The following is a 23891-nucleotide window of genomic DNA, read 5'->3' on the forward strand; positions in this document are numbered from 1 at the left end:
CAAGGCAACGGCAGCCAGCGTTTCAGGCGTTAGGCTGCGCCGATAAACAGAACCATTCGCCTTGCCTGCAAACCCCACAGAAAAAGAGGTTTGCCATGAGTATCACGTCCGCCCAGATCTGCCAGGCCGCCGACCAGCTGCAGGGTTTCGTCGGCTTCAATGCCAAGACCGGCCAGTACCTGCTGCGTTTTTCCGAAGACAGCTTCGGCCTCGATGTGCCCGCCGAGACCATCACTCCGACCTGCGAATACGTCTGGCACGCTGACGAAGGCCAGCTGATGCGCCTGGATCGCCAGCGCCTGGCCTGGTTGCAGGAACAGCGTATCGATGACCGGGTCAATCTCAGCGAACCGCTACGCGTGTACCTGCGCCGCAACGACCTGCCGGAGATCCGCGCCGAACGCCGTCGCCTGGCGCCGGCTTGACCGGACCTCAGCGCCGGTAGCCGCGAGAGAAGTGCCGCTCCAGACGCGCCTGGATCAGCTCCAGCACGATCGACAGCACCCAATAGATCACCGCGGCGGTGGTCAGCATTTCCAGGTAGCGGTAGCTGGAGCGGCCATAAGACTGGGCCAGGAACATCACCTCCCACACGCCCATTACCGAGATCAGGGACGAATCCTTGAGCATCGAAATAAACTGGTTGGCCGTCGGTGGGATGATGGTGCGCATGGCCTGCGGCAGAGTGATGTGCAGGAAGATCTGCGCCGGCCGCATACCCATCGCCAGCGCTGCCTCGCGCTGGCCGGCAGGCACGGCCATGATCCCGGCGCGGAAGATTTCGCTCAGGTAGGCACCGTAGTTCAGCGATAGGGCGATGATGCCGGCGCTGATCGCTCCCGGTACCACGCCGATCTGGGGCAAACCGAGATAGATCAACAGAATCTGGATCATCAGCGGCGTACCGCGGAAGAACGAGGTATAGAAACTGGCGACGCCCAGCAGTACCGCGCTGGTCGACAGCCGCGCCAGGGCTGCGGCGAAGCCGAGCAGCAAAGACACCACCATCGAGCACAGGCACAGGAACAGCGTAAGGGCCGCACCTTGCAGGAAGCCGTTCGGGCCGAGCCTGAAACCGGCCAGATAGGGAAACTTCTCCACGATGATGGAGAATTTCAGATCGAAGCTGAGGAAGAAGGCGACGAAGAGAACGAACAACGCCAGCCAGGTCAGGTACAGGCGCGAACGGAAGCCGAACAGGTCGAAGCCAGACCCGTGCTGGGCCTGGCCTCGGGTAAATTGCTGATCACTCATTTACTGATGTCGGCGCCGATCCACTTCTGCGACAGACGCGTCAGCGTGCCGTCAGCCTTCAGCTCGGCGAACACCTCGCGTACTTTGGCGTCCCATTCGGCATCGCCCTTTTCGATGGCGACCGAGTTGGGTTCCTCGTACAGCGGTGCACCGGCCAGTTTGAAGCGGTTGTCCTGCTGCAGACGCGCCTGCGCCGTCACCAGATTGGTCAGCACGGCATCGAGGCGCACGCCTGCGCCCAGGGCCAGATCCTGAAAAGCGACATTCTCGGTGTCATAGGGAGCGCTCTGCACGAAGTCGAACGGGTATTCGATCTCCCGATCCTCATCCCCCTCGATCACCAATCCCTTGTTCAGGTAGCTCTCGTAGCTCGAAGCGCTGATCACACCGACCTTGAGGCCATTGAGTTCCTTTGCTGACTGGATGCGCTCATCCCTGGCGTTGACCACAATCACGGCCGGCGAGGCGTAGTATTCCACCGGGAAGTCGAAGACCTCGGCGCGCGCCTTGCTCGGCGTCATCGAGCAGATGCAGATGTCGTAACGACCATTCCAGCGGCCAGCGGCGATCACATCCCAGGACGGCGTTTCGAAACGCACCTTGACCCCGAGCTTCTCGGCCACAGCCTTGGCCACGTCCACGTCGAAGCCATCGAGCTGGTTCTGTTCATTGAGGAAGGAGAACGGTGGATAGCTCTCCATCAGGACGTTGACCATCTCCTGCTTGGACTGCACACGATCGAGAATCTCGCCGGCGAAAGCGTGCGTGGTAACGGTGGCAGCGAGCAGGCCCGCGCCGAGCAAGGTTGGCAAACGCATTGAAATACCTGAACAATAGATAAACGAAAGGACGGCGTATTAAATAGTTATAAACGCCATCCCAGAAGTGAATTTTGTTCATATGGATATTATCGGAAAGCATATGCATCACAAGCCTTTGGTTATTCTCGACGGCGGTATGGGACGAGAGCTGCAGCGTCGTGGCGCGCCCTTTCGTCAGCCGGAATGGTCGGCCCTGGCCCTGACCCAAGCACCGGAGGCCGTGATCGCTACACATTCGGCGTTTATCGAGGCCGGGGCGCAGGTCATCACCAGCAACAGCTACGCCGTCGTGCCCTTTCACATCGGCGAAGAGCGTTTCGCTGCCGAAGGTCTGAGCCTGGCCGATACCGCTGGCCGCCTGGCGCGCAGCGCGGCCGATGCCAGCGCTCACGCGGTACGCGTGGCCGGTTCACTGCCGCCGCTGTTCGGCTCCTACCGGCCGGATCTGTTCCAAGCGCAACGCGTCAGCGAAATCCTCACGCCATTACTGCAGGGCTTGGCGCCGCATGTCGACATCTGGCTTGCCGAGACCCAGAGTTCGATTGCTGAAGTAAGCGCTATCCATGCGCTGCTGCCGCAAGACGGCAAGCCTTTCTGGGTGTCCCTCACCCTGCAGGATGATGGTGTCGATGAAGTGCCGCGCCTGCGTTCCGGTGAACCCCTGAGCGAGGCTGCCGAGGTCATGGCCGGCCTGGGCGTACAGCACCTGCTGTTCAATTGCAGCCAACCGGAGGTGATTGGTGCGGCCATCGATGTCGCCCGTGAAACCTTCGCCCGCCTTGGCGCAGACGTCACCCTCGGCGCCTATGCCAATGCCTTCCCGCCGCAGCCCAAGGACGCGAAAGCCAATGACGGACTTGACGAGCTGCGCGAAGATCTCGACCCACCAGGCTATCTGGTCTGGGCCAGGGACTGGCGCCAGCGCGGCGCGAGCATGATCGGCGGCTGCTGCGGCATCGGCCCGGAACATATCGCCGAGCTCAAGCGCCATTTGTAACCTCGTCGGGCATGACGTGCAGCGCCCGCGCGTCATGCCTGCCGCGCCCCTGCATGCCTGAGCCCCGCCAACTCCCCAACGTGCTGCGCCCCCTGGTGGACAAGTTCTATCGCCAGCATCGCTCGCCCATGCGCAGCCAGGCCGGCGACGAGCTCTGGGTAATCCAGCAAGGCGGCGAAATCGTCGCCGCGCTGTGTCTGCGCCCGGTTGCCGACGGGCGGTGGCTCACAGGGCTTTTCGTGGCCCCTGCTCACCGCAGCCGGGGCCTGGCTGCCAGCCTCCTGGCGCAGAGCCTGCAGGCTAACCCCCAACCGATATGGCTGTTTTGCCATCCTGATCTGCTCGGGTTCTATCAACGCCAGGGCTTTGCCCCATGCCCGCAATTACCCGTTGAACTGGCGCAACGCCTGGCTCGCTATCAGCGCAACAAATCGCTGATGGCGCTGTGCAGGCACTGAGCGGCCTGCCATCACAGACCAAAATGCTGGCAAATTGCTCAGGAATGCCCCTTGCCATTAGCGGTCCAAGCTCTGCATGCTTGTCCAATAACAACGAAAAGAACGCTATGGCTACCCAGACTGCTCGCTTGCTGAAGCGCCTACGCAACGATTTTCAGCTGTCGATCATCACCCTGATGGGGCTGTTCGGGGTCATCGGCATTACCCCCTATGCCGTGTACCGTCTGCTCCAGGGCAACTATCTGGTGGGCCTTGCGGACACCATCATCGTCCTGTCCACCGTGTTCGCCGTGCTCTATGCCTGGGTCACCCGCGACACGGTCAAGCCCGGCATCTACCTGGCTGCGGTGTTTTCGCTCGGCGCTACGCTGATCGCCATCAACCTGGGCGTTAACGGCCTGTTCTGGATCTATCCGCTGATCCTGTTCAACTTCTTCATGGTGACGCCCGGCAAAGCCCTGCTGGCGACGGCTCTGGTGTTGATCAGTCTGGTCAGCCATGCGCTGCTGGTACCCGGCAGTGTGTTCGAAAGCCATTACCAGATGGTGTCGTTTCTGGTCACCTGCATGATGGCCAGCGTGCTCAGCTTTATCTTCGCCTTCCGCACGCGTACCCAACGCGACCAACTGCAACTGCTGGCGATCCACGATCCGCTCACCGGCGCGCGCAATCGCCGCGCCATGAACGAGGAACTGAAGATCGCCGTGGCCAGCCATCGTCGTCACAGCGACAGTTATGGCCTGCTGGTGATGGATCTGGACCACTTCAAGCAGATCAACGACCGCTTCGGTCACCACGTTGGCGATCAGGTACTGGTGGCTTTCGTCGGGCTCATCAAGCGCCACTGCCGCAAGGAAGATCGCCTGTTCCGTTTCGGCGGCGAGGAGTTTTTGCTATTGCTGCCCGGTACCGAAGCAGAAGGCCTGTTCACCGCTGCGCAGAACCTGCTGAGCAAGGTCGCCAATGAACTGCACAGCCCCGGGGGTGCGGTGACTGTCTCCATCGGCGGTGCGGTCCTGCATGACGGCGAGCATTGGAAAAGCTGGCTGCAGCGCGCCGACGAATGCCTGTACCGGGCCAAGAGCGAAGGACGCAACCGCGCGGTGATCGCCGAAACCCCGACCGGCCAGAGCAAAGCAGCAGTCAATCACTGACATTCAACGACTACGCTGCTGTTGATAACTGCTGCCGCCCGGCTGGCGTTCGATGATCAGACCGCCCGGATATTCGATGGTCTGGCGAATCCCGCCACGCGTTCCGATGGACTGGCTGCCGTAGCGGCTCTCCTGCCGCACGCTGCCCTGCGGCAGGCGCTGGCCACCGTAGAGGTTGTGCTGCTCATAGCTCGACGAGCCCGAAACGCTGCCGCTGGCTCCGGGGCTGACGTAACTCTTGGGGATGACGCGAATGGTCTGCGGCTGATCGGCGAACGCAGCAGCGGCGAATGCGGCTCCGACAATCAACACCAGCGAACGAATGAACATAGGCAACTCCCGTCTGAATCAGGATCAGACTTGATGTGCCTGAACCTGAAAACATCATCACACCCGCTATGACAACAGCGCGAGGGGATATTCAGCTCAAAACGACAAAGGGTCAGCCGAAGCTGACCCTTTGCTTTTTATGGTGCCGGAGACAGGAATCGAACCTGCGACCTTCGCGTTACGAGTGCGCTGCTCTACCGACTGAGCTACACCGGCGGGAAAACGCCGGCATTATGCGAGTTGCCACGCCCGCGCTCAAGTCACTGTTGTTTCAGTTGTCGAGCAGTTCGATACGGTCGTCGTGGATGCGGATCAGGCCCTGCTTGTAGAGCCCGCCGATAGCCTTCTTGAAGTTGCCCTTGCTGACCCGGAATTGTTCGGCGATCAGCTCCGGCGGGCTCTTGTCCCCCAGCGCCAGCACGCCACCCTGAGCGTGCAGACGCTCGATGATCTGCTCGGCCAGGCCGCTGGCGGCCTCCTGACCGATGGGCTGCAGGCTCAGGCTGATCTTGCCGTCGGCACGCAACGCCTTGATGTAGCCCTTCTCGCGCATGCCACTGCGGATGAACTTGAACAGCTCGTTCTTGTGAATCAGGCCCCAGTGTTTACCGTCGATGATGGCCTTGAAGCCGAGATCGGTGCGCTCGACCACCAGCAGATCGACTTCCTGGCCGACCTGGTAGTTGGCAGGCACCTTGTCCAGATGACGATCCAGGCGCGCGGTGGCGGTGAGGCGGCGGGTACGCTTGTCCAGATACAGGTAGACCACGCAGTAATCGCCGATCTGCAGCGGGCGCTTTTCTTCGGAATGCGGCAGCAACAGGTCCTTGGGCAGGCCCCAGTCGAAGAACAGGCCGACGCGGTTGATATCCACCACCTTGAGGCTGGCGAACTCGCCGAGCTGAATCTTCGGCTTCAGCGTGGTGGCGATCAGCTTGTCTTCGCTGTCGAGATAGATGAACACGTTGAGCCAGTCCTCGACCTCGCTCGCCGTGTCTTTGGGGATGTAGCGCTTGGGCAGGAGGATTTCGCCATCGGCACCACCGTCCAGATAAAGACCGAAGTCGGTGTGCTTGACCACCTGTAAAGAATTCATCCGCCCGATAACGGCCATCGTTTCCACCTCGACAAAACAGCCGCGCATTCTACCTGAGTTGGCGAACGACCGGGCTGACTGCATGGCGAATCGACAGCCGGTCACCAGGCCGTATAAGTGTCTGGAAAACAAGCCATAACGTGTCGCGAAAACGCGCTCATGCGCCGCGTTGTGGCAGGTAACAGGGCGATTATCCAAGCAGAAACAGGCGGATTGAGGCATAATGGCCGGCCGCCCATCTGAAAGAGATCAAGGTCATGGCCACCCTTCGCGTCAAGTCGTCCGCCAGCAAAGTCAGCAAACCCGCACCTGCCGTGGAAACCCGCGAGTCCATCGAGGCGCAGATCGCTGCCTTCCTGCAGAGCGGCGGCGAGATCCAGCAGATCGCCAAGGGCGTCAGTGGCCAGACCTATGGCGGCACTCGCCAGATCACCATCAGCAAGAAGTGATCGCCTCGGGTGCGCATTGCGCACCCAGCCCCCCTCCCCGCCTCAGCCTCCCCCCAAGCTTACTCGCCCGCGAGACCCAGGCGCAGCAACTGCCCTTTCGGCGCATCCGTCAGCACGTAGATATAGCCGTCCGGCCCCTGCCGCACATCACGTATCCGTGCCTTCAGCGATTCCAGCAAACGCTCCTCATGCACGATTTGATCGCCGTCGAGCTGCAGGCGAATCAGCGCCTGGCTGGCCAGCGCACCGATGAACAGGTTCTGCTGCCAGGCGGGGAAACGCTCGGCATCGTAGAACGCCATGCCGCTGATCGCAGGCGATTTTTCCCAGACATGATGCGGCGGCTCGGTACCTTCGACCGTTTTGCCCTTGGCTTCGGGGATCGGCAGCATCGAGTAATTGATGCCGTGGGTCGCCAGCGGCCAGCCGTAGTTCTTGCCGGCTTCGGGAATGTTGATTTCATCCCCGCCGCGCGGGCCGTGCTCGTGAGTCCAGAGGCGGCCGCTCCAGGGGTTGAGCGCCGCCCCCTGCTGGTTGCGGTGCCCGTAGGACCAGATTTCCTTACGCGCGCCTTCGCGGGAAACGAAAGGGTTGTCCTCGGGGATGCGCCCGTCCGGGAAGATACGCACCAGCTTGCCCTGCAACTTGTCCAGCTCCTGCGCGGTGGGGCGGTCGTTGTTGTCACCCAGGGCGATGAACAGATGGCCGTCACGGTCGAACACCAGGCGCGAGCCGAAGTGCGTGCCGCTCGACAGCTTGGGCTGTTGGCGGAATATCACCTCGAAATTTTCCAGGGCCGAAGCATCGGCCGACAGCTTGCCGCGCCCGACCGCCGTACCCGCGGCGCCGTCGCCCTTCTCGGCGTAGGACAGGTAGACCAGTCGGTCCTCTGCGAAATCAGGCGACAGCACCACGTCGAGCAAACCGCCCTGGCCGACGGCAAAGACGTCCGGCACGCCGCGCAGCGGCTCGGATACCTTTCCCTCGGCACTTATCCAGCGCAAGGCGCCTGGCCGCTCGCTGACCAGATAGCCCTGACCATCCGGCAGAAAGGCCACAGCCCATGGATTGGCCAGGCCTTCGGCGATGGTATGGACGTTCAGCGGACCCAGTTCCGAAGATAGCTGCCGGTCTTCGGCGAAGCTGTACTGGGAGCCGATCAGGGCGATCAGGCCGAGGGCTGCGAGGGGTTTCAGGCGCGGCATCGAGACGTCTCCAGTCATCAGACAAGCCGGCATAGTGCAACAGCCTTTCTGCCGTGGCAGCCCTGCAAAAGTTTCCTCAGATTTCAGTCAGCCAGATAGCGCCGTTCGATGCGCTGGTAGTCGCCGGATTCGCGCAACATGCGCAACCCCTCATCGAAACGCAGACGGTGCTGCTGCCGCCGAAAGCCGACGCGGTATGGCGTAGGAGGGAAGATTTCGAACCAGTCGAGCGATTGGCTCACGTCGACCTGGTCGTTCACCTCACGATTGAGGTAGCGAATGATGCGCTTGTCACCCACCACCACATCGGTGCGGCCGCTGTAGAGCAGGCGATTGCGGTTGATCTGCAGCGCCTCCTCGCGATAGCGCGGGTTGTTCATGGCCATACGCTCGAACTCTGGCCCGAGCAGCAGGCGGGCCCGCTGAAAGGCGCTGACTGCATGGTTGCTCAGGTCGGCGATACGCTCGATGTGATAATCCCGACTGGCCAGCGACACTGCAACGTTGTGGTAGTGGATATAGACATCGGAATAGAACGCCACAACCCCGCTGCGCTCGTGGGTAGTGGTAATGGCATCGATTTCGCCGCGCCGCAGCATCAGGTGCAGGCGCTCCATCGGTGCGTAATAGGCGGTCAGTTCGAAGCCGGCGTTGTGCGCGGCGCGCTCCACCAACTCGTACTCCAGGCCACGCGGTTCACCTTCGAACACGTAAGGCGGCTTGTGCGTGCCGAAACCGACATGCAGCACCTCCGCGGCAGCCGTCGCGCTCAGGCAAGCCAACATCAAGCCCAGCCACCATCTGACCATCATCTACCCCGCTATCGGACTGCCAGAGCATAGACGGCTGGCGGCCTTAATAACTAGAGTGGATGCCGGTCGATTCATTCCGCTTTGCCTTTTCGTGGCTAGACTGGCTGCACGCATTTTGCGCCCGATTTCAGGAGATCAGACCATGCTCAAAGCCGAATACCAGCAACGCGGCCCGGTGCCTCAGGACGTCATCAGCGCCGTGCCGCTGCAGTTACCGGAGCCCGCTGCGGGTCAGGTGCGGGTCAAGGTACTGGCTGCGCCGATCAATCCGTCCGACGTGCTGACCCTGACCGGCGCATACGGCATGCTGCCGCCGCTACCTGCGGTAGGCGGCAATGAGGGCGTAGGCAAGGTCGAGGCGCTCGGGGAGGGCGTCGGCAACTTCAAGGTCGGCCAGACCGTGCTGCTGCCGGTGGGCTGCGGTACCTGGGTCACGGCCATGAACGCGCCGGCAGACAAGCTCATCCCGCTGCCGGATGCCGACCCGCTGCAGCTGGCCATGCTCACCGTCAACCCGCCGACCGCTTCGCTGCTGCTCAGCGAGTTCGTCGACCTCAAGCCGGGCGACTGGGTGATCCAGAACGCCGCCAACTCCGGCGTCGGCAGCTACCTGATTCAGCTGGCCAAGCTGCGCGGCTTCAAGACCATCAACGTGGTGCGCCGCGAATCGGCGGTCGCCGCCGTCGAGGCCGAAGGCGGCGATCTGGTACTGGTGGACGGCCCGGACCTAGCCAAGCGCGTGCGTGCTGCCACAGGCGGCGCGGAAGTGCGTCTGGGCATCGATGCCGTAGGTGGAGAAAGCACCGATCACATCGCCGCGGCCCTGGCCAACGGCGGCGTGCTGGTCAACTACGGCATGATGAGCGGCCAGGCCTGCCAGGTTTCGCCGGCCTCGTTCGTGTTCCGCGACGTGACCCTGCGCGGCTTCTGGCTGGCCAAGTGGTTCCAGCAGGCCAGCCCGGCGCAGCAGATGAAGGTGTTCGGCGAGCTGGTCCAGCTGATTGCCAGTGGCAAACTGAAGACACGGGTTGCGGCCACCTACGATCTGGAACACATCAAGGACGCGGTAGCGGCAGCGGCCAGCGGCGAACGCGACGGCAAGATTCTGCTGGTGCCTTGAAGAATCCGACACGGCGCGCCCTTTCCCCCGAAGGGGCACGCCGTCCAAGTGCCGCTCCAGTCCCCGGCTCCGGCCATGCGCATTGGCCATGCACCGTAGCTGACCATGCACTTGGCCATCATCCAGACCACAAGCTGCCAGGTTGCTGCCCGATATTCGCTGCGCGAAGGCAAAGTGCCATTTTCTTGTGCTAAAAACTTATTGGCACTGATCATTTCTTGACCTGATTCCTATGGGTTCACAAGTAGTACGAGCGTGCCTGTGCTTCACTGAACGGACATGTGCAGCGCCCTGAGCCAGGGGAAATGACTATGGAAGGACTCTGGATCCGCTTTCTTGTCGATCTGCCCGAACAAGGGCAGCTTCTCCTCGACTGCCAACATGATCCCTGGCTGGTGGTTCTGTCATACGTCATCGCCAGCGTCGGCAGCCTCAGCACCCTGACCATCGCCAGGCATCTCGATCAGGTGCAAAGACGCAGCATGCGCCTGGTCTGGGGGCTTCTCGGCGGGCTGTGCCTGGCGGGCGCGATCTGGTCCATGCACTTCATCGGTATGCTGGCCTTCCAGGCGCCGGTCGCCATTCGCTACGACCTCGCCATCACCATCCTGTCGCTCCTGGTGGCGCTGGCCGCCGCTCTCCTCGCTCTCTACTACATGGCCATGCCACGTCCCGGGTTGAGCCGCCAGTTGCTGGCGGCCGTGATCATCGGCCTGGGCATCAGCGCCATGCACTACAGCGGCATGGCGGCGATTCGCTCAGAGGCCCAGGCCTACTACCACGGCGGCCTGTTCACCCTGTCCATCGTCATCGCCATCAGTGCCAGCTTCGCCGCGCTGCTGCTCAACCGCTACGTCCGCCACGGCTCGCAGAAGCGCCAGCGCTGGATGATGGTTTCTGCGGCGCTGGTGATGGGCGCGGCGATCGCCTCCATGCACTACACCGGCATGGCCGCGCTCAATCTGGTGGTGCAGGAAGGCACGCTGCTGCAACTGCGCAGCGCCGACAACAGTGTGCAACTGGTACTGATCGTCGCCTCCATCACCCTGCTGATCCTCAGCCTTAGCCTGGCGGCGGCCTGGATCGATAGAAAGCTCGATGACAAGGAGCGCGACCTGCAACGGGTCAATACCCTGCTGGTTCAGCTCGATCAGGCCAAGGCCTCGCTGGAACAGGTGGCGCATTTCGACCCGCTCACCGAGCTGCTCAATCGCCGCGGCTTCAACCGGGTATTCGCCGCCACGCTGGAAGAACACGCGGTGACCGGGCGCACCCTGGCGGTGATGTTTCTCGATGTCGACCACTTCAAGCGCATCAATGACAGCCTTGGCCACGATGCCGGCGACGAACTGCTGCGCGTGGTGGCGCAGCGCATTCGTGCTGCATTGCGTGAGCGCGACATCATCGCGCGCTTCGGTGGCGACGAGTTCTGCGTGGTCGCCAGCCTGGACAGTAACGCCGACCCACGCGCCCTGGCCGCGCGCGTGCTGGAGCAGATGAAAGAGCCGATCAGCCTTGCCGGGCGCAGGATCGTGATGACCACCAGCGTCGGCATCAGCCTGTTCCCACAGGACGGCAGCAGCGCCGACGAGCTGCTCAAGCACGCCGATCTGGCGCTTTATCAATCCAAGGGCAGCGGGCGCAATGTGGTGCATTTCTTCAACCCGCACCTGAAGCAGAAAGCCTCATTCGAGTTGCAACTCGAGGAAGATCTGCGCCAGGCGCTGCTGCAGGACAATGACCTGCTGCTCTACTACCAGCCGATCATCGATCTGCGCAGCGGTGCATTGAGCAAGCTCGAAGCCCTGGTGCGCTGGAATCATCTACAGCACGGTCTGCTCACCCCGGAACGCTTCATCGCCATCGCCGAGGCCAACGGCTTTATCGATCAGCTCGACAACTGGGTGCTGCGTCGGGCCTGTCTCGACCTCCACAGCCTTGAACAGATGGGCTATCCGGGTTTGAAGATCGCGGTCAACTGCTCGGCGCTCAATCTGGCCAATGACCAGTTGCCGGGCCGTATCGAGCAGTTGCTGAATGCGACCCGTTGCCCCGCCCATTGCCTGGAGCTGGAAGTGACCGAAAGCGCGCTGCTGAGCAACATCAACCGCGCCATCGGCCTGCTGGAAAACATCCGCGCGCTGGGCGTGAGTCTGTCCATCGACGACTTCGGCACCGGCTATTCCTCCCTCGCCTATCTGCGTCGATTGCCGCTGGATACGCTGAAGGTGGATCGCTCCTTCATTCAGGACGTAGCCAACTCCAGTCAGGACCGCGAGATCGTCCACGCCATCATTGCCATGGCCCATGCCCTGCATCTGAAGGTCGTCGCCGAAGGTGTGGAAACCACCGCCCAGCTGGCATTCCTGCAGGAGCGCGGCTGCGATCAGGTGCAGGGTTATCTGTTCAGCAAACCGGTACCGCTGGAAGAAATCCTGGCCCGCTTCCCTCCACATTACCGGCCGCTGGAACGGGTGGCGGCCAGGTCCTGAGCTGTCTTTGAGCATAAGCTCGCCGCTAAAGCGCCTCCTACAACAATCGCGCCGCCCTGTGGGAGGGGCTTTAGCCGCGACCAGCGGCGTAGCCCGGATGCAATCCGGGGAAAGCTCGCGCACCTTGTCGTTGCTTGGCCGTTGCCTGAGTCTGATATCTCATCGCGGCTAAAGCCGCTCCTACGAAATCGGTGGGTATCTGTAGGAGCGGCTTCAGCCGCGACCAAACACTCACACTCCAGCCTTGAACCCCGGCAACCAACTCAGACTCGCCTGGGTACCCGCCTCGCCCGGCTTGTACTCAGCCCCCAGCCAGCCGTCATAACCACTGTCGCGCAGGGCGCCCAGCAGCGGCGCAAAGGTCAGCCCCCCCGTACCCGGCGCGCCGCGCCCCGGCACATCGGCGAACTGCACATGACCGATGTGCCCGGCCAGCAGGCGCATGCCGGCGGCCACGTCCAGCTCCTGGCGCGCCATGTGATAGAAGTCGTATTGCGCCGCCAGATTCGGGTGATCGACCGCACGCAGCAGCTCATCGAGATGCTCCGGCGTGTTGATCACAAAGCCCGGCATGTCGATGGGGTTGATCGCCTCGACCAGCACACGAATGCCCAGTGTGGAGAACGCCTCGGCGCTCTTGCGCAGGTTGGCGACCAGACACGCCAACGCCTGCTCGCGGCTCACGCCTTCGGCCAGGCGCCCCGGCAGCACGTTGATGCAGGTCGGGCGCACCATGGCGGCGTAGGTCAGCGCCTCCTGCAGCGCAGCGTCGAACTCGGCCTGGCGCGCCGGCACGCTGGCCAGACCGGGGCCGCCCGTCATCAGGTCGCCCGCCGGCACGTTGATCAGCACCAGTGGCATGCCGCTGAGCTCCAGCACTTCCTTCAGGGCGATGGCCGGCAGCTCGTAGGGAAACTGGATCTCCACACCATCGAACCCCGCACGCATCGCTGCCAGCACGCGCTCGCGCAGCGGCAGTTCGGTGAACAGCATGGACAGGTTGGCAGCGATCTTCATGGGCACTGCTCGCGCAGCAGTTCCACCAGCGTGGCCGGGTCGCGCTCCAGGTTTCCCTGGCTGCCGTGCAGGCGCATCAGCTGTGCGGCCAGGCCGCTCATGGGCGTGGCGCTGCCCTGCTCACGGGATAGTTTGACCGCCGTATCGAGGTCCTTGAGCAGTGTGCGCACGTGCCACTTGATCGGCTCGAACTGGCTGGCGGCCATCTGCGGGGCGAGGATCTGCAGCGGCTTGGAATCGGCGAAACCTCCGGCCAGCGCCGGTGCGATCAGGCTGGCATCGACGCCGGAGCGCTCGGCCAGGGCCACCACCTCGGCGATCACCAGCGCGTTGCAGGCGACGATCATCTGGTTGCACACCTTGGTCACCTGCCCGGCGCCCACCTCGCCCATGCGCGTCAGACGCTGGCCCAGTTGCGCCAGCACCGGGCGCACGCGCTCTACGTCCTCTTCGCGGCCGCCAGCCATGATCGCCAGCGTGCCGGCCTCGGCGCCGGGCGTGCCGCCGGACACCGGGGCATCCACCCAGCGCATGCCGGTACGCGCCTCCAGTTCTGCCGCCATCTCACGGGTAGCCGCCGGTTCCAGGCTGGAGAAATCCACCAGCAACTGCCCCGGCCGCGCGCCCTCGACGATGCCGCCCGGGCCGAACACCACCTCGCGCACCACCTCGGTATTGGCCAGGCAGAGCATCACCACGCTGGCATCACGGCACAGTTCGGCAGGGGTCTCCACGCGATGCGCCCCCTGCTCCAGCAGCGGCGCGCATTTGTCCGGCGTGCGATTCCAGAGCGTCAGTGGATAGCCTGCGGCGAGCAGGCGGCGGGTCATCGGCAGGCCCATCAGGCCGATCCCGGCGAAGGCCAGGGCGGGCAGCGTTGCGGTCATCGAGAGCTCCAGGCAGTTTCCTATTCAACGCGCATATTAACCCCGGAGTCAGCGCATGCGTGCTGCAAGCGCGGCGTCGCGCCACTATACTGCGCGCGCCTTCCCCGCTATTGAACCGGAGAATCCGACATGTTCAAGAACACCCTGGCGCTCGCCGCCGGTATCGCCCTGTCCGTATCCGCTGTATTCGCGCAAGCTGCCGACGTCCTCAAGGTCTCGGCCATCCCCGACGAAGCCCCCACCGAACTGCTGCGCAAGTTCAAGCCGCTGGGTGCCTACCTGGAACAGGAACTGGGCATGAAGGTCGAGTTCGTGCCGGTGGCCGACTACGCCGCCGTGGTCGAGGCGCTGGCGGCCGACCGTATCGACATGGCCTGGCTGGGCGGCTTCACCTTCGTCCAGGCGCACCTGAAGACCGGCAACGCCGTACCGCTGGTACAGCGTGAACAGGACGCCGAGTTCACCAGCAAGTTCATCACCTCCGACCCGGCCGTCAAATCGCTGCAGGATCTGAAAGGCAAGACCTTCGCCTTCGGCTCGGTGTCTTCCACCTCCGGTAGCCTGATGCCGCGCTACTTCATGCTGCAGGACGGCATCAAGCCGGAAGACTTCTTCAGCCGCGTGGCCTATTCCGGCGCCCACGACGCCACCGCAGCCTGGGTACAGGCCGGCAAGGCCGACGCCGGCGTGCTCAACGCCTCGGTCTGGCAGAAGCTGGTCGATGGCGGCAAGGTCGATACCGACAAGGTCAAGGTCTTCGCCACCACCCCGACCTACTACGACTACAACTGGACCGTGCGCGGCAATCTCGACGCCGACCTGCAGGCGAAGATCAAGAGCGCCTTCCTCGCCCTCGACCCGGCCAAGCCCGAGCACAAGGCGATTCTCGACCTGCAGGCCGCCAGCCGCTTCATCGAGACCAAGCCTGAAAACTACCAAGGCATCGAAGAAGCCGCTCGCGCCGCCGGCCTGCTCAAGTGAGCATCGCCCTGCGTGGCGTGAGCCTGGCCCACGCCAACGGCAAGGTTGCGCTCGAAAACATCGATCTCGAGGTCAGCCCCGGCGAACGGGTGGCCATCATCGGCCCCTCGGGTGCCGGCAAGACCACCCTGCTGCGCCTGCTGGCCACCAGCCTGCAACCCACGCACGGAGAGATCGACCTGCTGCAGCACAACCCCTGGCGCCTGGCTACCCGCCAGCGCCAGCGTCTGCGCGCACGCATCGGCCTGATCCACCAGGCGCCGCCGCTGCCACCGCGTCAACGCGTGGTCACCGCCGTGCTGGCCGGCAAGCTTGGCCAGTGGTCATTGGCCAAGGGCCTGATCAACCTGCTGCATCCGCTGGATGCAGGCGGTGCCCAGGCCGCCCTGGCGCGTCTGGATATCGCCGACAAGCTCTACCAGCGCTGCGACCAGCTCTCCGGTGGTCAGTTGCAGCGCGTCGGCATCGCCCGCGTGCTGTACCAGTCGCCGGAACTGATCCTCGCCGACGAACCGGTCTCGGCCATGGACCCGGTGCTGGCCGGCCACACCCTGGCCGTGCTCAACCGCGAGGCCGCCGAGCGCGGCATGACCTTGCTGGCCAGCCTGCATGCCGTCGACCTGGCGCTGGCGCACTTCCCGCGGGTGATCGGTATTCGCGACGGGCGCATCGCCTTCGACCTGCCGGCCGGTGAGGTGCAGCCTGCCCAGCTGCAAGCGCTCTACATGAACGAGCAGTTGCAGGCCACGCCCAGCTCGCCCGTACAGCCGCAACCGACGCATATCCCGCGATGCTGAACACCGCCCCACGCGACCCCGCCGCCCTGCCACGCCTGCTGATCACCGCGCTGGCGCTGCTGTTGTTGTGGCCGGGTCTGAGCCTGAGCGAGCTGGACCTGGCCGTGCTGGTCGATGGCGACAACACCCGCGCCATGGGCAACTTCCTCGCCGGTTTCTGGCCGCCTGCGCATGACGCCGAGTTCCTCGCCCTGCTCGGCCGCGCCACCCTGGAAACCCTGGCCATCGCCACCGCCGGCATGAGCCTGGCGCTGCTGATCGCCATTCCCGCCGCACTGCTGGCAAGCCGTGCGCTGTCGCTGTCGGCCGTGCATCGCGGTGGCCGCCCGGCCTGGTGGGCGAACCTGGCGCGCTGGCCGGTACGCGGGCTGCTGATCTTCCTGCGCAGCGTGCCGGAAATCGTCTGGGCGCTGCTGTTCGTCCGCGCCGTCGGCCTCGGCCCCACCGCCGGGGTACTGGCCATCGCCATCACCTACGCCGGCATGCTCGGTAAGGTGTGTGCGGAAATCTTCGAATCGGTCGACGCCCGCCCCACCCGCGCGCTACTGGGCGCCGGTAGCAGCCGGCTGACCGCTTTCGCCTACGGCGTGCTGCCCAATGCCGCCGGGGAAATGCTCTCCTATACCGTGTACCGCTGGGAATGCGCCATCCGCGCCTCGGTGGTGATGGGCTTCGTCGGTGCCGGCGGGCTGGGCCAGCAGATCGACCTGTCACTGCGCATGTTCGCCGGCGGCGAAGTGGCGAGCATGCTGCTCACCTTCCTGCTGCTGGTACTGCTGGCCGACCAGTTCAGCCGCCTGCTGCGCGCGAGGCTGACATGAGAGCCGGCAATCTGATCCTGTTCGCCGCCCTCCTCGGCGCGGTGATCGCCTCGTTCCTCTACCTGGGCATCGACCTCGGCGCGTTGGTGGCCGGCGACAGCCTGGCGCAGATGCGCCAGTACGCCGGCGGCTTCCTGCAGCCGGACGTCTCCGCCGCGCACCTGCAGGCCATCGGCCGCGGCGCGCTGGAAACCCTGGCCATGTCCGCCATCGGCACATTGCTCGCCGCCCTGCTCGGCCTGGCCCTGGCGCTACCGGCCGCCGGGCGCTTCGGCGGTGTCGCCCTGCACCTCACACGCCTGCTGCTCAATGCCCTGCGCGCCATTCCTGAACTGGTCTGGGCGGCGCTGATGGTGCTGGCTGCTGGCCTGGGCCCCAACGCCGGCACCCTGGCCCTGGCCCTGCACACCGCAGGCGTGCTCGGCCGCCTGTTCGCCGAAGCGCTGGAGAACACGCCACGCGAGCCGGCCGACGCCATCCGCGAAAGCGGCGGCGGACGTATGCTCGCCTTCTGCTACGGCACCCTGCCCGGCGTCTGGCCGCAACTGGTTGCCTACAGCCTGTACCGCTGGGAAAACAACATCCGCATGGCCAGCGTGCTCGGCTTCGTCGGCGCCGGCGGCCTCGGGCAGATGCTCTACATGTCGCTCAGCCTGTTCCAGGAAGCCCAGGCCGCCACCGTGATCCTGGCCATGCTCCTGCTGGTGCTGGCGGTGGATGCCTTGAGTGGCTGGGCCAGGCAGCGCTGGGTGAGCGCCTGAGCAACCCGCGAGGTGACGGCTGCCAGCAGCGACTGAGCCCGAGACATGATGAATTTGCGCATTGACATATCGGTAAATACCGATATTATCGCGCCATGGAACTGATCGAAATCTTCAAAGCCCTCTCGAACCGTACGCGCCTTGAAATTCTCAAGGGGCTGAAGGATCCCGCGAAGAACTTCCCTCCGCAGGATGAAGGAGACGTTCACGAGGTGGGGGTCTGCGTCAGTAGCATTCAGGAAGGCGTCGGCCTCTCGCAATCGACGGTGTCCGACTACCTTGCCACTCTGCACCGAGCAGGTCTGGTCAAAGTCAGGCGGATCGGTCAATGGACGTACTACAAGCGCAATGAAGAAACCATCAGTGCTCTGGCCGAGCTGATAGGAAAAGAGCTGTAATCGCTTTACCCATTAACATCGAAAAATCCCGATATTTCTTTTCGATCAACAGGCTTGCGACGAGTCGGAGCATAGGGAAAGAGCTGCAAATTTTTCCAATAATGTATATCGAAAAATACCGATATCCCTTTTTAGCGAAACGAGGAACATGACATGAAAGCGCAGATACTCAACTCATTTGGCGGCCCGGAATCGTTCGAGCTTCGCGAAGTACCCAAGCCGGTGCCGCAGGCACGACAGGTGCTGGTCCGCGTTCACGCCACCTCCATCAATCCGCTGGATTACCAGGTACGTCGCGGCGACTATGTCGACTACGTCCCCCTTCCGGCCATTACCGGGCATGACGTATCCGGTGTGGTCGAAGCGGTCGGTCCGGGTGTGACGAGCTTCGTGCCAGGCGACGAAGTCTGGTACACCCCGCAGATCTTCGACGGCCCCGGCAGCTACGCCGAGTACCACGTCGCGGACGAAAGCATCATCGGCAAGAAACCTGCCTCACTGAGCCACCTCGAAGCGGCCACCCTGACCCTGGTGGGCGGCACGGCCTGGGAGGCACTGGTGGTACGCGCCGAGCTCAAGGTGGGCGAGAGCATCCTGATACACGGCGGTGCCGGAGGCGTCGGTCATGTGGCGATCCAACTGGCAAAAGCCATGGGTGCCCGGGTGTTCACCACCGTGCGCGAAGCGAACTTCGAGTTTGCCCGCAGCCTGGGTGCCGACGTCGTCATCGACTACGAGCAGGAGGACTACGTCGACGCCATCCTGCGGGAAACCGCCGGCCAGGGCGTCAACGTGATATTCGACACCATAGGCGGCGACACCTTGTCACGCAGCCCCGACGCCCTCGCACAACTGGGCCGCGTGGTTTCGATCGTGGACATCGCCAAACCGCAAAACTTCATTCAGGCCTGGGGCAAGAACGCGAGTTACCACTTCGTCTTCACCCGACAGAACCGTGGCAAGCTCGATGAGCTGAGCGCACTGGTCGAACGCGGCCAACTGCGGCCACACGTCGGCGCCGTCTACTCCCTTGCCGACATCTCGCGTGCCCATGCGCTGCTGGAGAGCCCCAACAACGGCCTGCGGGGGAAGATCGCGATTGCCGTCGAGCCACAGGCTCAGCTCGTCAATGCCAGTGTCTGACCATCGAACTCAGCCCGAGGAATTACACATGATCTATGAAATCGCCCTGCTGCCCGTTCACCGGGAGCGGATTGAGCAGTTCAGACAGGCATTCGCCGAGGTCGCGCCCTTGCTGCGCCGCGCCAAAGGCTACCACGGCCACATGTTGGCGCAAGGTATCGAAACACCAGAGCGGTTCAACCTGATAGTGCGCTGGCAAACCCTTGAGGATCACACGCCGGGCTTCGAGGCGAGTGAAGACCATAGGCAGTTCATGGTGGCTCTGGAAAACTACTTTTCGGAAGAACCGCAGGTCTACCACATCGAGGCAGCGGCGTTCACCGCCTGTGAGCAGGCTGAACAGCATGGCATCTTCGACAGCGCGGAGCCACTGCCTCAGGACGTAGCGCCATAACCTGGCGCGATTGTGATGGGGCCTGCGCGTCGCCTGCTACGGAACCTGCGTTTGTCGCGACAGGTCATCGGGCAGGCGGCGGCAACCACTACACCGGTCTAGACTTCCGGGTCCATCCCCCTCACCGAGGAGATTGAGGATGACCAGCAAGAACACCATCTGCCTTTGGTACGACCGCGACGCGCTGGAGGCTGCGACCTTCTACGCCGAAACCTTCCCCGACAGTGCCGTGCTGGCCGTGCATCACGCCCCTGGCGACTACCCCTCCGGCCAGCAGGGCGATGTGCTGACGGTCGAGTTCAAGGTGATGGGCATCCCCTGCCTGGGCCTCAACGGCGGTCCGGCGTTCCAGCACAGCGAGGCGTTCTCGTTTCAGGTCGCCACCGACGATCAGGCCGAGACGGACCGACTCTGGCACGCGATCATCGACAACGGCGGCCAGGCCAGTGAATGCGGCTGGTGCAGGGACAAATGGGGCATCTCATGGCAGATCACGCCGCGTATTCTCAGCGCTGCCATCGCCAGCCCGGACCGTGCAGCGGCCAAGCGCGCCTTCGAGGCAATGATGACCATGGGCAAGATCGACATCGCCAGGATCGAGGCTGCGCTGAAGGGCTGATCGACCGTTCAGGCGCGGGCGTTCTTCTTCTGCAGGATCGCCGAGGCCTCGTTGAAGGCGCTCTGGAAAGCTTCGCTGCTGACCCAGGCCACTGCCGCGCCTTCATCGTCCTCGTGGAAGATGGCGCGATAGACGATCAGCAGGCCCATCATGAAGTCGGTCGCGGCGTCCTCGGATTCCTCGGCGACCACCAGTTCCAGCACCGGATATTGCAAGAACACCAGGCACAGGGCGAGCAGACTGATGCCCTCTGCGGTCTTCATCGTCTGGAACAGATCATCGAAATGCGCCGGGTCGAAGCCGTTTTCTTCGATGTCCTTGAAGTCGAAGGTACTGAGGTCGATCTCGACATCATCGAACGGCTCGTCGATCAGCGGGTTGGCCAGGATCGGATGGACGAGGTTGGCCTGCGGCCTGGGCTTGCCCATGCGGTTCTGCCTGGCCTTGGCCTTGGCCCGCTGGGCGCGTTTCTTCTGTTTGTCTGCGGAAGCCATGGGGCGAGTCCTCGTGCGATAGGGCCATGAGCGTGGCGTGCAAGTCTATGCGTTTGCATGCAAATCACCCAAGCAAGAGATGCTCGAATCCTTGGCAGGCGGCAGACCAAACAGCCGACGGTACTCACGACTGAACTGCGACACGCTTTCGTAACCCACCGCGAAGGCCGCGCTGCTGGCCGTGACGCCCTCCGCGGTCATCAGGCGACGCGCCTCGATCAGCCGCAGCTGCTTCTGAAACTGCAGCGGCGTCAGCGATGTCTGGTTGCGAAAGTGATGATGAAAGGACGATGGGCTCATACCGGCCACGGAAGCCAGACGCTCCACCGGAAGCGGCTGGGTGAACTCGCTGCGCAGCACCTTAACCGCCCGCGCGATGCGTTGCGCGTGGCCATCCGGCCAGCCGAGGCGACTGATCGCCGGGCCATGTCGGCCAGCCAGCAGCCAGTAATGCAGTTCACGCACACGCGAAGCGTGCAGCACCCTGGCCGAGGCCGGACCATCGAGCAGGCGCATAAGACGTAGAGCCGCTTCGGCCACCTCGCCATCGGATGCGGATGGGCTCCGCCTCTGTACTCGGCACCGCCTTCATCTCCTCCATCAACTCAGTGAGCAGAGCAGGGTCAAGATCGATCACCAGCGAGATGTACGGTGCCTCTTGGCTCGCCTGAACGATCTGGCTGACGGTCGGTACATCGGCGGTGACCAGCAGGGAATCACCGGCGCTGAAGGTGAAGCCGCGGGTCCCCATCATCACATGCTTGCCGCCCTGCAAGACCAGGCAGGCCAGAGGTCGGGTGATGGCGTAATCCAGCCCGCTGGGCTGCGCTGGGCGAATGACGGTCAACCCGGGGATGGGCGTTTGGGCAAGCCCGCCGGAGTTGTCATTTCTATCCAGATAGTCGCGGACGACTTCCAGCAAGGCTGCGCTCATTGAGAGCTCCTGAGGCTGATTCTGGGCATGTCGCTCCCCTTTGGAGGAATAGGCAAAAAGCGTCGAGGTTTCGGTAAGGACGGGGTTGCACCACGCGCCACACAATCAAATCCCCTTTACCCACAAGAGGATTTTTACCATGACCAAGATCGCCATCGTAACCGGCTCCAGCCGTGGCCTGGGCCGCAACACCGCACTGAACATTGCACGCCAGGGAAGCGACGTCATCGTTACCTATCACAGCCAGGCCGATGCCGCGCAGGCCGTGGTCGCAGAGATCCAGGGCCTGGGGCGCAAGGCGGCCGCCCTGCAGCTCAACGCTGGCGACGTCAGCACCTTTCCGGCTTTCGTGCAACGCCTGCGCCAGGCGCTGAACGAGACCTGGCAGCGTGAGCGCTTCGATCACCTGATCAACAACGCCGGCCACGGCGACATGGCGTCGATTGCCGACACCACGCAAGCGCAGTTCGATGCCCTGGTGAACGTGCACTTCAAAGGGGTGTTCTTCCTCACCCAGGCGCTGCTGCCGCTGATCGCCGACGGCGGTCGTATCGTCAATATCTCGTCCGGGCTGACCCGCGTGTCCTATCCCGGTTTTTCCGCTTACGCGGCGGTCAAGGGCGCGGTGGAAGTGCTGAGCCTGTATATGGCCAAGGAGCTGGGCAGCCGGGGTATCGCAGTCAATACCGTCGCACCCGGCGCCATCGAGACCGACTTTCTGGGCGGCGCCGTGCGCGACATGCCGGACCTGAACAAGGTATTTGCAGACATGACCGCGCTCGGTCGGGTCGGTGTGGCGGACGACATTGGTCCGATGATCGCCAGCCTGCTCGGCGAGCAGAATCGCTGGGTCAACGCCCAGCGCATCGAGGTGTCCGGTGGTCAGGCAATCTGATCCGCCTGCTGCGAGCGGGGCGTTCGGTCGCAGGGGCTGGCGCCAGTGCCGCCAGTGCCGCCTGAGCCGGCAGGGCCTTGCGGTGCTGCGGTCGAACAGCTGCAGATCCAGCTCGGCTTCGAGCTGGGCGATGAGCAATGCCGCGGCCTATGGCGCCAGCAAGGGTGGCCTGAGCCTGTTCACCATGGCCCTGGCGCTCGGTCTGGCGCCTTACGGCGTGCGTTGCAATGCCGTTTCACCCGGCGACATCGAGACGCCCATGCTCAGGTTCCAGGCCGAGCGCTATGGCAACGGCGACCCGCAGGCGTACCACCGGGAGCTGCCGGCGAAGTATCCACAGGGCGATCAGGCGCGCTTCATTCAGCCAGAGGAAGTGGCAGAGCTGGCCTTCTTCCTTTGCCAGCCCGACGCTCGTTCGTCACTGGCCTCGACATGGCGATCGATCAGGGGCTGTCACCCGGTCATTGAACGCCCGGTTCTGTGTAGCGACGCTGGATACGCTGCAGCTCACCCGAGTTGCGCAGTTGCTCCAGCGCAGCAGCCCACGCGGCGACGACTGCATCGTCACTGTCATAACTGAAGGCGATGTACAGCGAGGAGCGATACAGCTCGATGGGGACTCGTCGCAAGGTAGCGGCATCGATGTTCAACTGGCGGCTGTGGTAGGCCACGCCTGCGTCGGTGTCACCGATGATGATCTCGGTACGCCCGGCCAGCAGCATGAGGTAAAGCTGCTGACTCTCGGTCGCGCGCATATCCAGATTGTTGAAACCGAGAGACTGCAATAGCGTGGGCACCAGGCCGGCGTGCCGGGTAGTGATTCGTGGCGCATGCAGCAACTGCTCGAGCGTGTGGATCGGCTGCGTCGCGGTGGCCAACTGATAGGGATAGATGGACTCCTGCGTGATGGGTCCAACCCATTTGAACAAGGACTCTCGCTCAGGCGTGCGAAACAGCGAATACATGATGGTCCTGGGCTGGGTGCGCAATTCGCGGGTAGCACGCATGCTGGCATTGAGCTTGATAGGAAAGTCATCGCCAGTGAGCTGCATGATCGCCCGCACCACGTCGGTGGCCATACCGCTGATCTGCCCGTTCTCGACGTAGTTGTAGGGCGCCCACTCTTCGGTCACGAGCTGATAGCTCTCGGCTCTGGCAAGCGCACCAAACGACAGACAAAGCAACGCGGCTACAAAGGTCGAGTGCTTCACTGGTTGTACCTGGGGGGCTGGATGCGGTTCAAGGTGTGCATCTGATCAGTGCTGCCAGGCAAGCATAGACGTTGGCCGCCGTTACAGACCTATGGCCTACCCGCAATATCGTCAGGACGCGAGCCATCCGCCTCGCCTGGCGGCCAGGCAGGCCAAGCTCGGTGCAGGGTTCACACCCGCAACCGCTCGCCAGCACCAGGGATCATTTTGAGCGGTTGGCCAGCGCCAAGGCTGGCATCGCGACAATCTTCAAGCCGTTTCGCTCGTTGCATTGGCGCAACAGTCCTTTGCCGAAGCAGCGGTTAATTAGCTTGCTAACGAGGCGTATAAAAGAAATGCGACCTTTCGCCG

At 63.3% G+C, this 23891-nt stretch carries 28 protein-coding genes, 1 tRNA gene and 1 pseudogene; 17 read left to right on the forward strand and 13 right to left on the reverse strand.

Going from position 1 to position 23891, the window contains the following annotated elements:
- Positions 1–95: 95 nt before the first annotated feature.
- Positions 96–425, forward strand: a complete 330-nt coding sequence (locus tag DXK50_RS07450) for a DUF2025 family protein (protein ID WP_161865861.1) — start codon at positions 96–98, stop codon at positions 423–425.
- A 7-nt stretch (positions 426–432) separates the two neighbouring features.
- Here DXK50_RS07450 and DXK50_RS07455 read toward each other — a convergent pair whose 3' ends face one another.
- The gene (locus DXK50_RS07455) at positions 433–1254 is read right to left on the reverse strand and encodes an amino acid ABC transporter permease (RefSeq protein WP_212629856.1); all 822 of its coding nucleotides are present in this window, start codon (positions 1252–1254) and stop codon (positions 433–435) included.
- Positions 1251–2072, reverse strand: coding sequence for an ABC transporter substrate-binding protein (locus DXK50_RS07460; RefSeq protein WP_212629857.1), 822 nt, complete (start codon positions 2070–2072; stop codon positions 1251–1253). The genes DXK50_RS07455 and DXK50_RS07460 overlap by 4 nt, the downstream gene beginning before the upstream one ends.
- Before the next feature lie 103 nt (positions 2073–2175).
- Here DXK50_RS07460 and DXK50_RS07465 point away from each other — a divergent pair, with 103 nt between their 5' ends.
- The 3 genes from DXK50_RS07465 to DXK50_RS07475 all read left to right on the forward strand — a co-directional run bounded on the left by DXK50_RS07465 (position 2176) and on the right by DXK50_RS07475 (position 4684).
- On the forward strand, positions 2176–3072 hold the full coding sequence (locus DXK50_RS07465; protein ID WP_212629858.1) for a homocysteine S-methyltransferase family protein: 897 nt from the start codon (positions 2176–2178) through the stop codon (positions 3070–3072).
- 53 nt (positions 3073–3125) lie between these two features.
- Positions 3126–3530, forward strand: coding sequence for a GNAT family N-acetyltransferase (locus DXK50_RS07470; RefSeq protein ID WP_161865857.1), 405 nt, complete (start codon positions 3126–3128; stop codon positions 3528–3530).
- 107 nt (positions 3531–3637) lie between these two features.
- Positions 3638–4684: a GGDEF domain-containing protein gene (locus DXK50_RS07475; protein WP_212629859.1), complete on the forward strand. Its 1047-nt coding sequence runs from the start codon at positions 3638–3640 to the stop codon at positions 4682–4684.
- 3 nt (positions 4685–4687) lie between these two features.
- Here the strand turns inward: DXK50_RS07475 and DXK50_RS07480 are convergent, their stop codons facing one another.
- From DXK50_RS07480 to DXK50_RS07490, 3 genes are all read right to left on the reverse strand, one after another.
- Positions 4688–5014 (reverse strand): hypothetical protein, encoded by a 327-nt coding sequence (locus tag DXK50_RS07480; RefSeq protein ID WP_212629860.1) that lies wholly within the window; start codon positions 5012–5014, stop codon positions 4688–4690.
- Between the two features lie 140 nt (positions 5015–5154).
- Positions 5155–5230: transfer RNA gene (locus tag DXK50_RS07485), tRNA-Thr, on the reverse strand.
- 55 nt (positions 5231–5285) lie between these two features.
- Complete coding sequence (locus DXK50_RS07490) at positions 5286–6128, reverse strand: CvfB family protein (protein WP_212629861.1); 843 nt, start codon at positions 6126–6128, stop codon at positions 5286–5288.
- Positions 6129–6367: 239 nt separating this feature from the next.
- On the opposite strand from DXK50_RS07490, the gene DXK50_RS07495 reads away from it, so the two are divergent.
- Positions 6368–6559 (forward strand): hypothetical protein, encoded by a 192-nt coding sequence (locus DXK50_RS07495; RefSeq protein WP_024309032.1) that lies wholly within the window; start codon positions 6368–6370, stop codon positions 6557–6559.
- A 59-nt stretch (positions 6560–6618) separates the two neighbouring features.
- On the opposite strand, the gene DXK50_RS07500 is transcribed toward DXK50_RS07495, so the two are convergent.
- Together DXK50_RS07500 and DXK50_RS07505 are read right to left on the reverse strand one after the other, a co-directional pair.
- On the reverse strand, positions 6619–7764 hold the full coding sequence (locus tag DXK50_RS07500; protein WP_212629862.1) for a PQQ-dependent sugar dehydrogenase: 1146 nt from the start codon (positions 7762–7764) through the stop codon (positions 6619–6621).
- 83 nt (positions 7765–7847) lie between these two features.
- Positions 7848–8549 (reverse strand): substrate-binding periplasmic protein, encoded by a 702-nt coding sequence (locus DXK50_RS07505; protein WP_212630002.1) that lies wholly within the window; start codon positions 8547–8549, stop codon positions 7848–7850.
- 169 nt (positions 8550–8718) lie between these two features.
- Between DXK50_RS07505 and DXK50_RS07510 the strand changes: the two genes are divergently transcribed.
- Positions 8719–9696 carry a zinc-dependent alcohol dehydrogenase family protein gene (locus tag DXK50_RS07510; RefSeq protein ID WP_212629863.1) on the forward strand — a complete coding sequence of 326 codons (978 nt, stop codon included), beginning with the start codon at positions 8719–8721 and terminating at the stop codon, positions 9694–9696.
- Between the two features lie 311 nt (positions 9697–10007).
- Positions 10008–12188, forward strand: a complete 2181-nt coding sequence (locus DXK50_RS07515) for a putative bifunctional diguanylate cyclase/phosphodiesterase (protein WP_212629864.1) — start codon at positions 10008–10010, stop codon at positions 12186–12188.
- Positions 12189–12419: 231 nt separating this feature from the next.
- Here DXK50_RS07515 and DXK50_RS07520 read toward each other — a convergent pair whose 3' ends face one another.
- Together DXK50_RS07520 and DXK50_RS07525 are read right to left on the reverse strand one after the other, a co-directional pair.
- Complete coding sequence (locus DXK50_RS07520) at positions 12420–13205, reverse strand: hydroxypyruvate isomerase family protein (protein ID WP_212629865.1); 786 nt, start codon at positions 13203–13205, stop codon at positions 12420–12422.
- Positions 13202–14092, reverse strand: a complete 891-nt coding sequence (locus DXK50_RS07525) for an NAD(P)-dependent oxidoreductase (RefSeq protein ID WP_212629866.1) — start codon at positions 14090–14092, stop codon at positions 13202–13204. Before DXK50_RS07525 ends, DXK50_RS07520 begins: the two co-directional genes overlap by 4 nt.
- A 129-nt stretch (positions 14093–14221) precedes the next feature.
- On the opposite strand from DXK50_RS07525, the gene DXK50_RS07530 reads away from it, so the two are divergent.
- The 8 genes from DXK50_RS07530 to DXK50_RS07565 all read left to right on the forward strand — a co-directional run bounded on the left by DXK50_RS07530 (position 14222) and on the right by DXK50_RS07565 (position 20006).
- The gene (locus tag DXK50_RS07530; RefSeq protein ID WP_024309039.1) at positions 14222–15073 is read left to right on the forward strand and encodes a putative selenate ABC transporter substrate-binding protein; all 852 of its coding nucleotides are present in this window, start codon (positions 14222–14224) and stop codon (positions 15071–15073) included.
- Positions 15070–15870 carry a phosphonate ABC transporter ATP-binding protein gene (locus DXK50_RS07535; protein WP_212629867.1) on the forward strand — a complete coding sequence of 267 codons (801 nt, stop codon included), beginning with the start codon at positions 15070–15072 and terminating at the stop codon, positions 15868–15870. Before DXK50_RS07530 ends, DXK50_RS07535 begins: the two co-directional genes overlap by 4 nt.
- Positions 15864–16691 (forward strand): PhnE/PtxC family ABC transporter permease, encoded by an 828-nt coding sequence (locus DXK50_RS07540; RefSeq protein WP_212629868.1) that lies wholly within the window; start codon positions 15864–15866, stop codon positions 16689–16691. Before DXK50_RS07535 ends, DXK50_RS07540 begins: the two co-directional genes overlap by 7 nt.
- On the forward strand, positions 16688–17452 hold the full coding sequence (gene phnE / locus DXK50_RS07545) for a phosphonate ABC transporter, permease protein PhnE (RefSeq protein ID WP_212629869.1): 765 nt from the start codon (positions 16688–16690) through the stop codon (positions 17450–17452). The genes DXK50_RS07540 and phnE overlap by 4 nt, the downstream gene beginning before the upstream one ends.
- Positions 17453–17547: 95 nt before the next feature.
- Positions 17548–17850: an ArsR/SmtB family transcription factor gene (locus DXK50_RS07550; RefSeq protein ID WP_013716588.1), complete on the forward strand. Its 303-nt coding sequence runs from the start codon at positions 17548–17550 to the stop codon at positions 17848–17850.
- 153 nt (positions 17851–18003) lie between these two features.
- On the forward strand, positions 18004–18993 hold the full coding sequence (locus DXK50_RS07555; protein WP_212629870.1) for a zinc-dependent alcohol dehydrogenase family protein: 990 nt from the start codon (positions 18004–18006) through the stop codon (positions 18991–18993).
- Between the two features lie 28 nt (positions 18994–19021).
- Positions 19022–19387: an antibiotic biosynthesis monooxygenase family protein gene (locus tag DXK50_RS07560; protein WP_212629871.1), complete on the forward strand. Its 366-nt coding sequence runs from the start codon at positions 19022–19024 to the stop codon at positions 19385–19387.
- A 139-nt stretch (positions 19388–19526) separates the two neighbouring features.
- Entirely contained in the window at positions 19527–20006 is a 480-nt protein-coding gene (locus tag DXK50_RS07565; RefSeq protein ID WP_161865100.1) for a VOC family protein, read from the forward strand.
- Between the two features lie 8 nt (positions 20007–20014).
- Here DXK50_RS07565 and DXK50_RS07570 read toward each other — a convergent pair whose 3' ends face one another.
- From DXK50_RS07570 to DXK50_RS24900, 3 genes are read right to left on the reverse strand one after another with little or no spacing between them, the layout of a single operon-like run.
- On the reverse strand, positions 20015–20500 hold the full coding sequence (locus DXK50_RS07570; RefSeq protein ID WP_212629872.1) for a hypothetical protein: 486 nt from the start codon (positions 20498–20500) through the stop codon (positions 20015–20017).
- A 45-nt stretch (positions 20501–20545) separates the two neighbouring features.
- Positions 20546–21016: a helix-turn-helix domain-containing protein gene (locus tag DXK50_RS24895; RefSeq protein ID WP_283088439.1), complete on the reverse strand. Its 471-nt coding sequence runs from the start codon at positions 21014–21016 to the stop codon at positions 20546–20548.
- On the reverse strand, positions 20958–21434 hold the full coding sequence (locus DXK50_RS24900) for an AraC family transcriptional regulator (protein WP_249186709.1): 477 nt from the start codon (positions 21432–21434) through the stop codon (positions 20958–20960). The genes DXK50_RS24895 and DXK50_RS24900 overlap by 59 nt, the downstream gene beginning before the upstream one ends.
- Before the next feature lie 139 nt (positions 21435–21573).
- Between DXK50_RS24900 and DXK50_RS07580 the strand changes: the two genes are divergently transcribed.
- Both DXK50_RS07580 and DXK50_RS07585 read left to right on the forward strand, forming a co-directional pair.
- A complete protein-coding gene (locus DXK50_RS07580; protein ID WP_212629873.1) occupies positions 21574–22329 on the forward strand; it encodes an SDR family oxidoreductase in 756 nt (251 codons plus the stop codon).
- A gap of 133 nt (positions 22330–22462) precedes the next feature.
- A pseudogene (locus tag DXK50_RS07585) lies at positions 22463–22797 on the forward strand (SDR family NAD(P)-dependent oxidoreductase); the annotation flags it as partial.
- Here DXK50_RS07585 and DXK50_RS07590 read toward each other — a convergent pair.
- Positions 22791–23540 carry a substrate-binding periplasmic protein gene (locus tag DXK50_RS07590; RefSeq protein WP_212629874.1) on the reverse strand — a complete coding sequence of 250 codons (750 nt, stop codon included), beginning with the start codon at positions 23538–23540 and terminating at the stop codon, positions 22791–22793. The pseudogene DXK50_RS07585 and the gene DXK50_RS07590 sit on opposite strands and share 7 nt — an antisense overlap.
- Between the last annotated feature and the right edge of the window lie 351 nt (positions 23541–23891).

The sequence above is a fragment of the Pseudomonas sp. KB-10 genome (assembly GCF_018221585.1).
In the GTDB taxonomy this organism is placed as follows: Bacteria; Pseudomonadota; Gammaproteobacteria; order Pseudomonadales; family Pseudomonadaceae; genus Aquipseudomonas; species Aquipseudomonas yangonensis.

What these genes read in the sequence shown, in the direction of transcription:
- DXK50_RS07540 (WP_212629868.1), top strand. Translation starts at nt 15,864, where the DNA reads ATGCTGAACACCGCCCCACGCGACCCCGCCGCCCTGCCACGCCTGCTG.
- DXK50_RS07510 (WP_212629863.1), top strand. Translation starts at nt 8,719, where the DNA reads ATGCTCAAAGCCGAATACCAGCAACGCGGCCCGGTGCCTCAGGACGTC.
- DXK50_RS07525 (WP_212629866.1), bottom strand. Translation starts at nt 14,092, where the DNA reads ATGACCGCAACGCTGCCCGCCCTGGCCTTCGCCGGGATCGGCCTGATG.
- DXK50_RS07565 (WP_161865100.1), top strand. Translation starts at nt 19,527, where the DNA reads ATGACCAGCAAGAACACCATCTGCCTTTGGTACGACCGCGACGCGCTG.
- DXK50_RS07555 (WP_212629870.1), top strand. Translation starts at nt 18,004, where the DNA reads ATGAAAGCGCAGATACTCAACTCATTTGGCGGCCCGGAATCGTTCGAG.
- DXK50_RS07570 (WP_212629872.1), bottom strand. Translation starts at nt 20,500, where the DNA reads ATGGCTTCCGCAGACAAACAGAAGAAACGCGCCCAGCGGGCCAAGGCC.
- DXK50_RS07490 (WP_212629861.1), bottom strand. Translation starts at nt 6,128, where the DNA reads ATGGCCGTTATCGGGCGGATGAATTCTTTACAGGTGGTCAAGCACACC.
- DXK50_RS07580 (WP_212629873.1), top strand. Translation starts at nt 21,574, where the DNA reads ATGACCAAGATCGCCATCGTAACCGGCTCCAGCCGTGGCCTGGGCCGC.
- DXK50_RS07550 (WP_013716588.1), top strand. Translation starts at nt 17,548, where the DNA reads ATGGAACTGATCGAAATCTTCAAAGCCCTCTCGAACCGTACGCGCCTT.
- phnE (WP_212629869.1), top strand. Translation starts at nt 16,688, where the DNA reads ATGAGAGCCGGCAATCTGATCCTGTTCGCCGCCCTCCTCGGCGCGGTG.
- DXK50_RS07470 (WP_161865857.1), top strand. Translation starts at nt 3,126, where the DNA reads ATGCCTGAGCCCCGCCAACTCCCCAACGTGCTGCGCCCCCTGGTGGAC.
- DXK50_RS24900 (WP_249186709.1), bottom strand. Translation starts at nt 21,434, where the DNA reads ATGAGCGCAGCCTTGCTGGAAGTCGTCCGCGACTATCTGGATAGAAAT.
- DXK50_RS07455 (WP_212629856.1), bottom strand. Translation starts at nt 1,254, where the DNA reads ATGAGTGATCAGCAATTTACCCGAGGCCAGGCCCAGCACGGGTCTGGC.
- DXK50_RS07495 (WP_024309032.1), top strand. Translation starts at nt 6,368, where the DNA reads ATGGCCACCCTTCGCGTCAAGTCGTCCGCCAGCAAAGTCAGCAAACCC.
- DXK50_RS07480 (WP_212629860.1), bottom strand. Translation starts at nt 5,014, where the DNA reads ATGTTCATTCGTTCGCTGGTGTTGATTGTCGGAGCCGCATTCGCCGCT.
- DXK50_RS07505 (WP_212630002.1), bottom strand. Translation starts at nt 8,549, where the DNA reads ATGTTGGCTTGCCTGAGCGCGACGGCTGCCGCGGAGGTGCTGCATGTC.
- DXK50_RS07475 (WP_212629859.1), top strand. Translation starts at nt 3,638, where the DNA reads ATGGCTACCCAGACTGCTCGCTTGCTGAAGCGCCTACGCAACGATTTT.
- DXK50_RS07520 (WP_212629865.1), bottom strand. Translation starts at nt 13,205, where the DNA reads ATGAAGATCGCTGCCAACCTGTCCATGCTGTTCACCGAACTGCCGCTG.
- DXK50_RS07500 (WP_212629862.1), bottom strand. Translation starts at nt 7,764, where the DNA reads ATGCCGCGCCTGAAACCCCTCGCAGCCCTCGGCCTGATCGCCCTGATC.
- DXK50_RS07460 (WP_212629857.1), bottom strand. Translation starts at nt 2,072, where the DNA reads ATGCGTTTGCCAACCTTGCTCGGCGCGGGCCTGCTCGCTGCCACCGTT.
- DXK50_RS07465 (WP_212629858.1), top strand. Translation starts at nt 2,176, where the DNA reads ATGCATCACAAGCCTTTGGTTATTCTCGACGGCGGTATGGGACGAGAG.
- DXK50_RS24895 (WP_283088439.1), bottom strand. Translation starts at nt 21,016, where the DNA reads ATGCGCCTGCTCGATGGTCCGGCCTCGGCCAGGGTGCTGCACGCTTCG.
- DXK50_RS07515 (WP_212629864.1), top strand. Translation starts at nt 10,008, where the DNA reads ATGGAAGGACTCTGGATCCGCTTTCTTGTCGATCTGCCCGAACAAGGG.
- DXK50_RS07560 (WP_212629871.1), top strand. Translation starts at nt 19,022, where the DNA reads ATGATCTATGAAATCGCCCTGCTGCCCGTTCACCGGGAGCGGATTGAG.
- DXK50_RS07530 (WP_024309039.1), top strand. Translation starts at nt 14,222, where the DNA reads ATGTTCAAGAACACCCTGGCGCTCGCCGCCGGTATCGCCCTGTCCGTA.
- DXK50_RS07450 (WP_161865861.1), top strand. Translation starts at nt 96, where the DNA reads ATGAGTATCACGTCCGCCCAGATCTGCCAGGCCGCCGACCAGCTGCAG.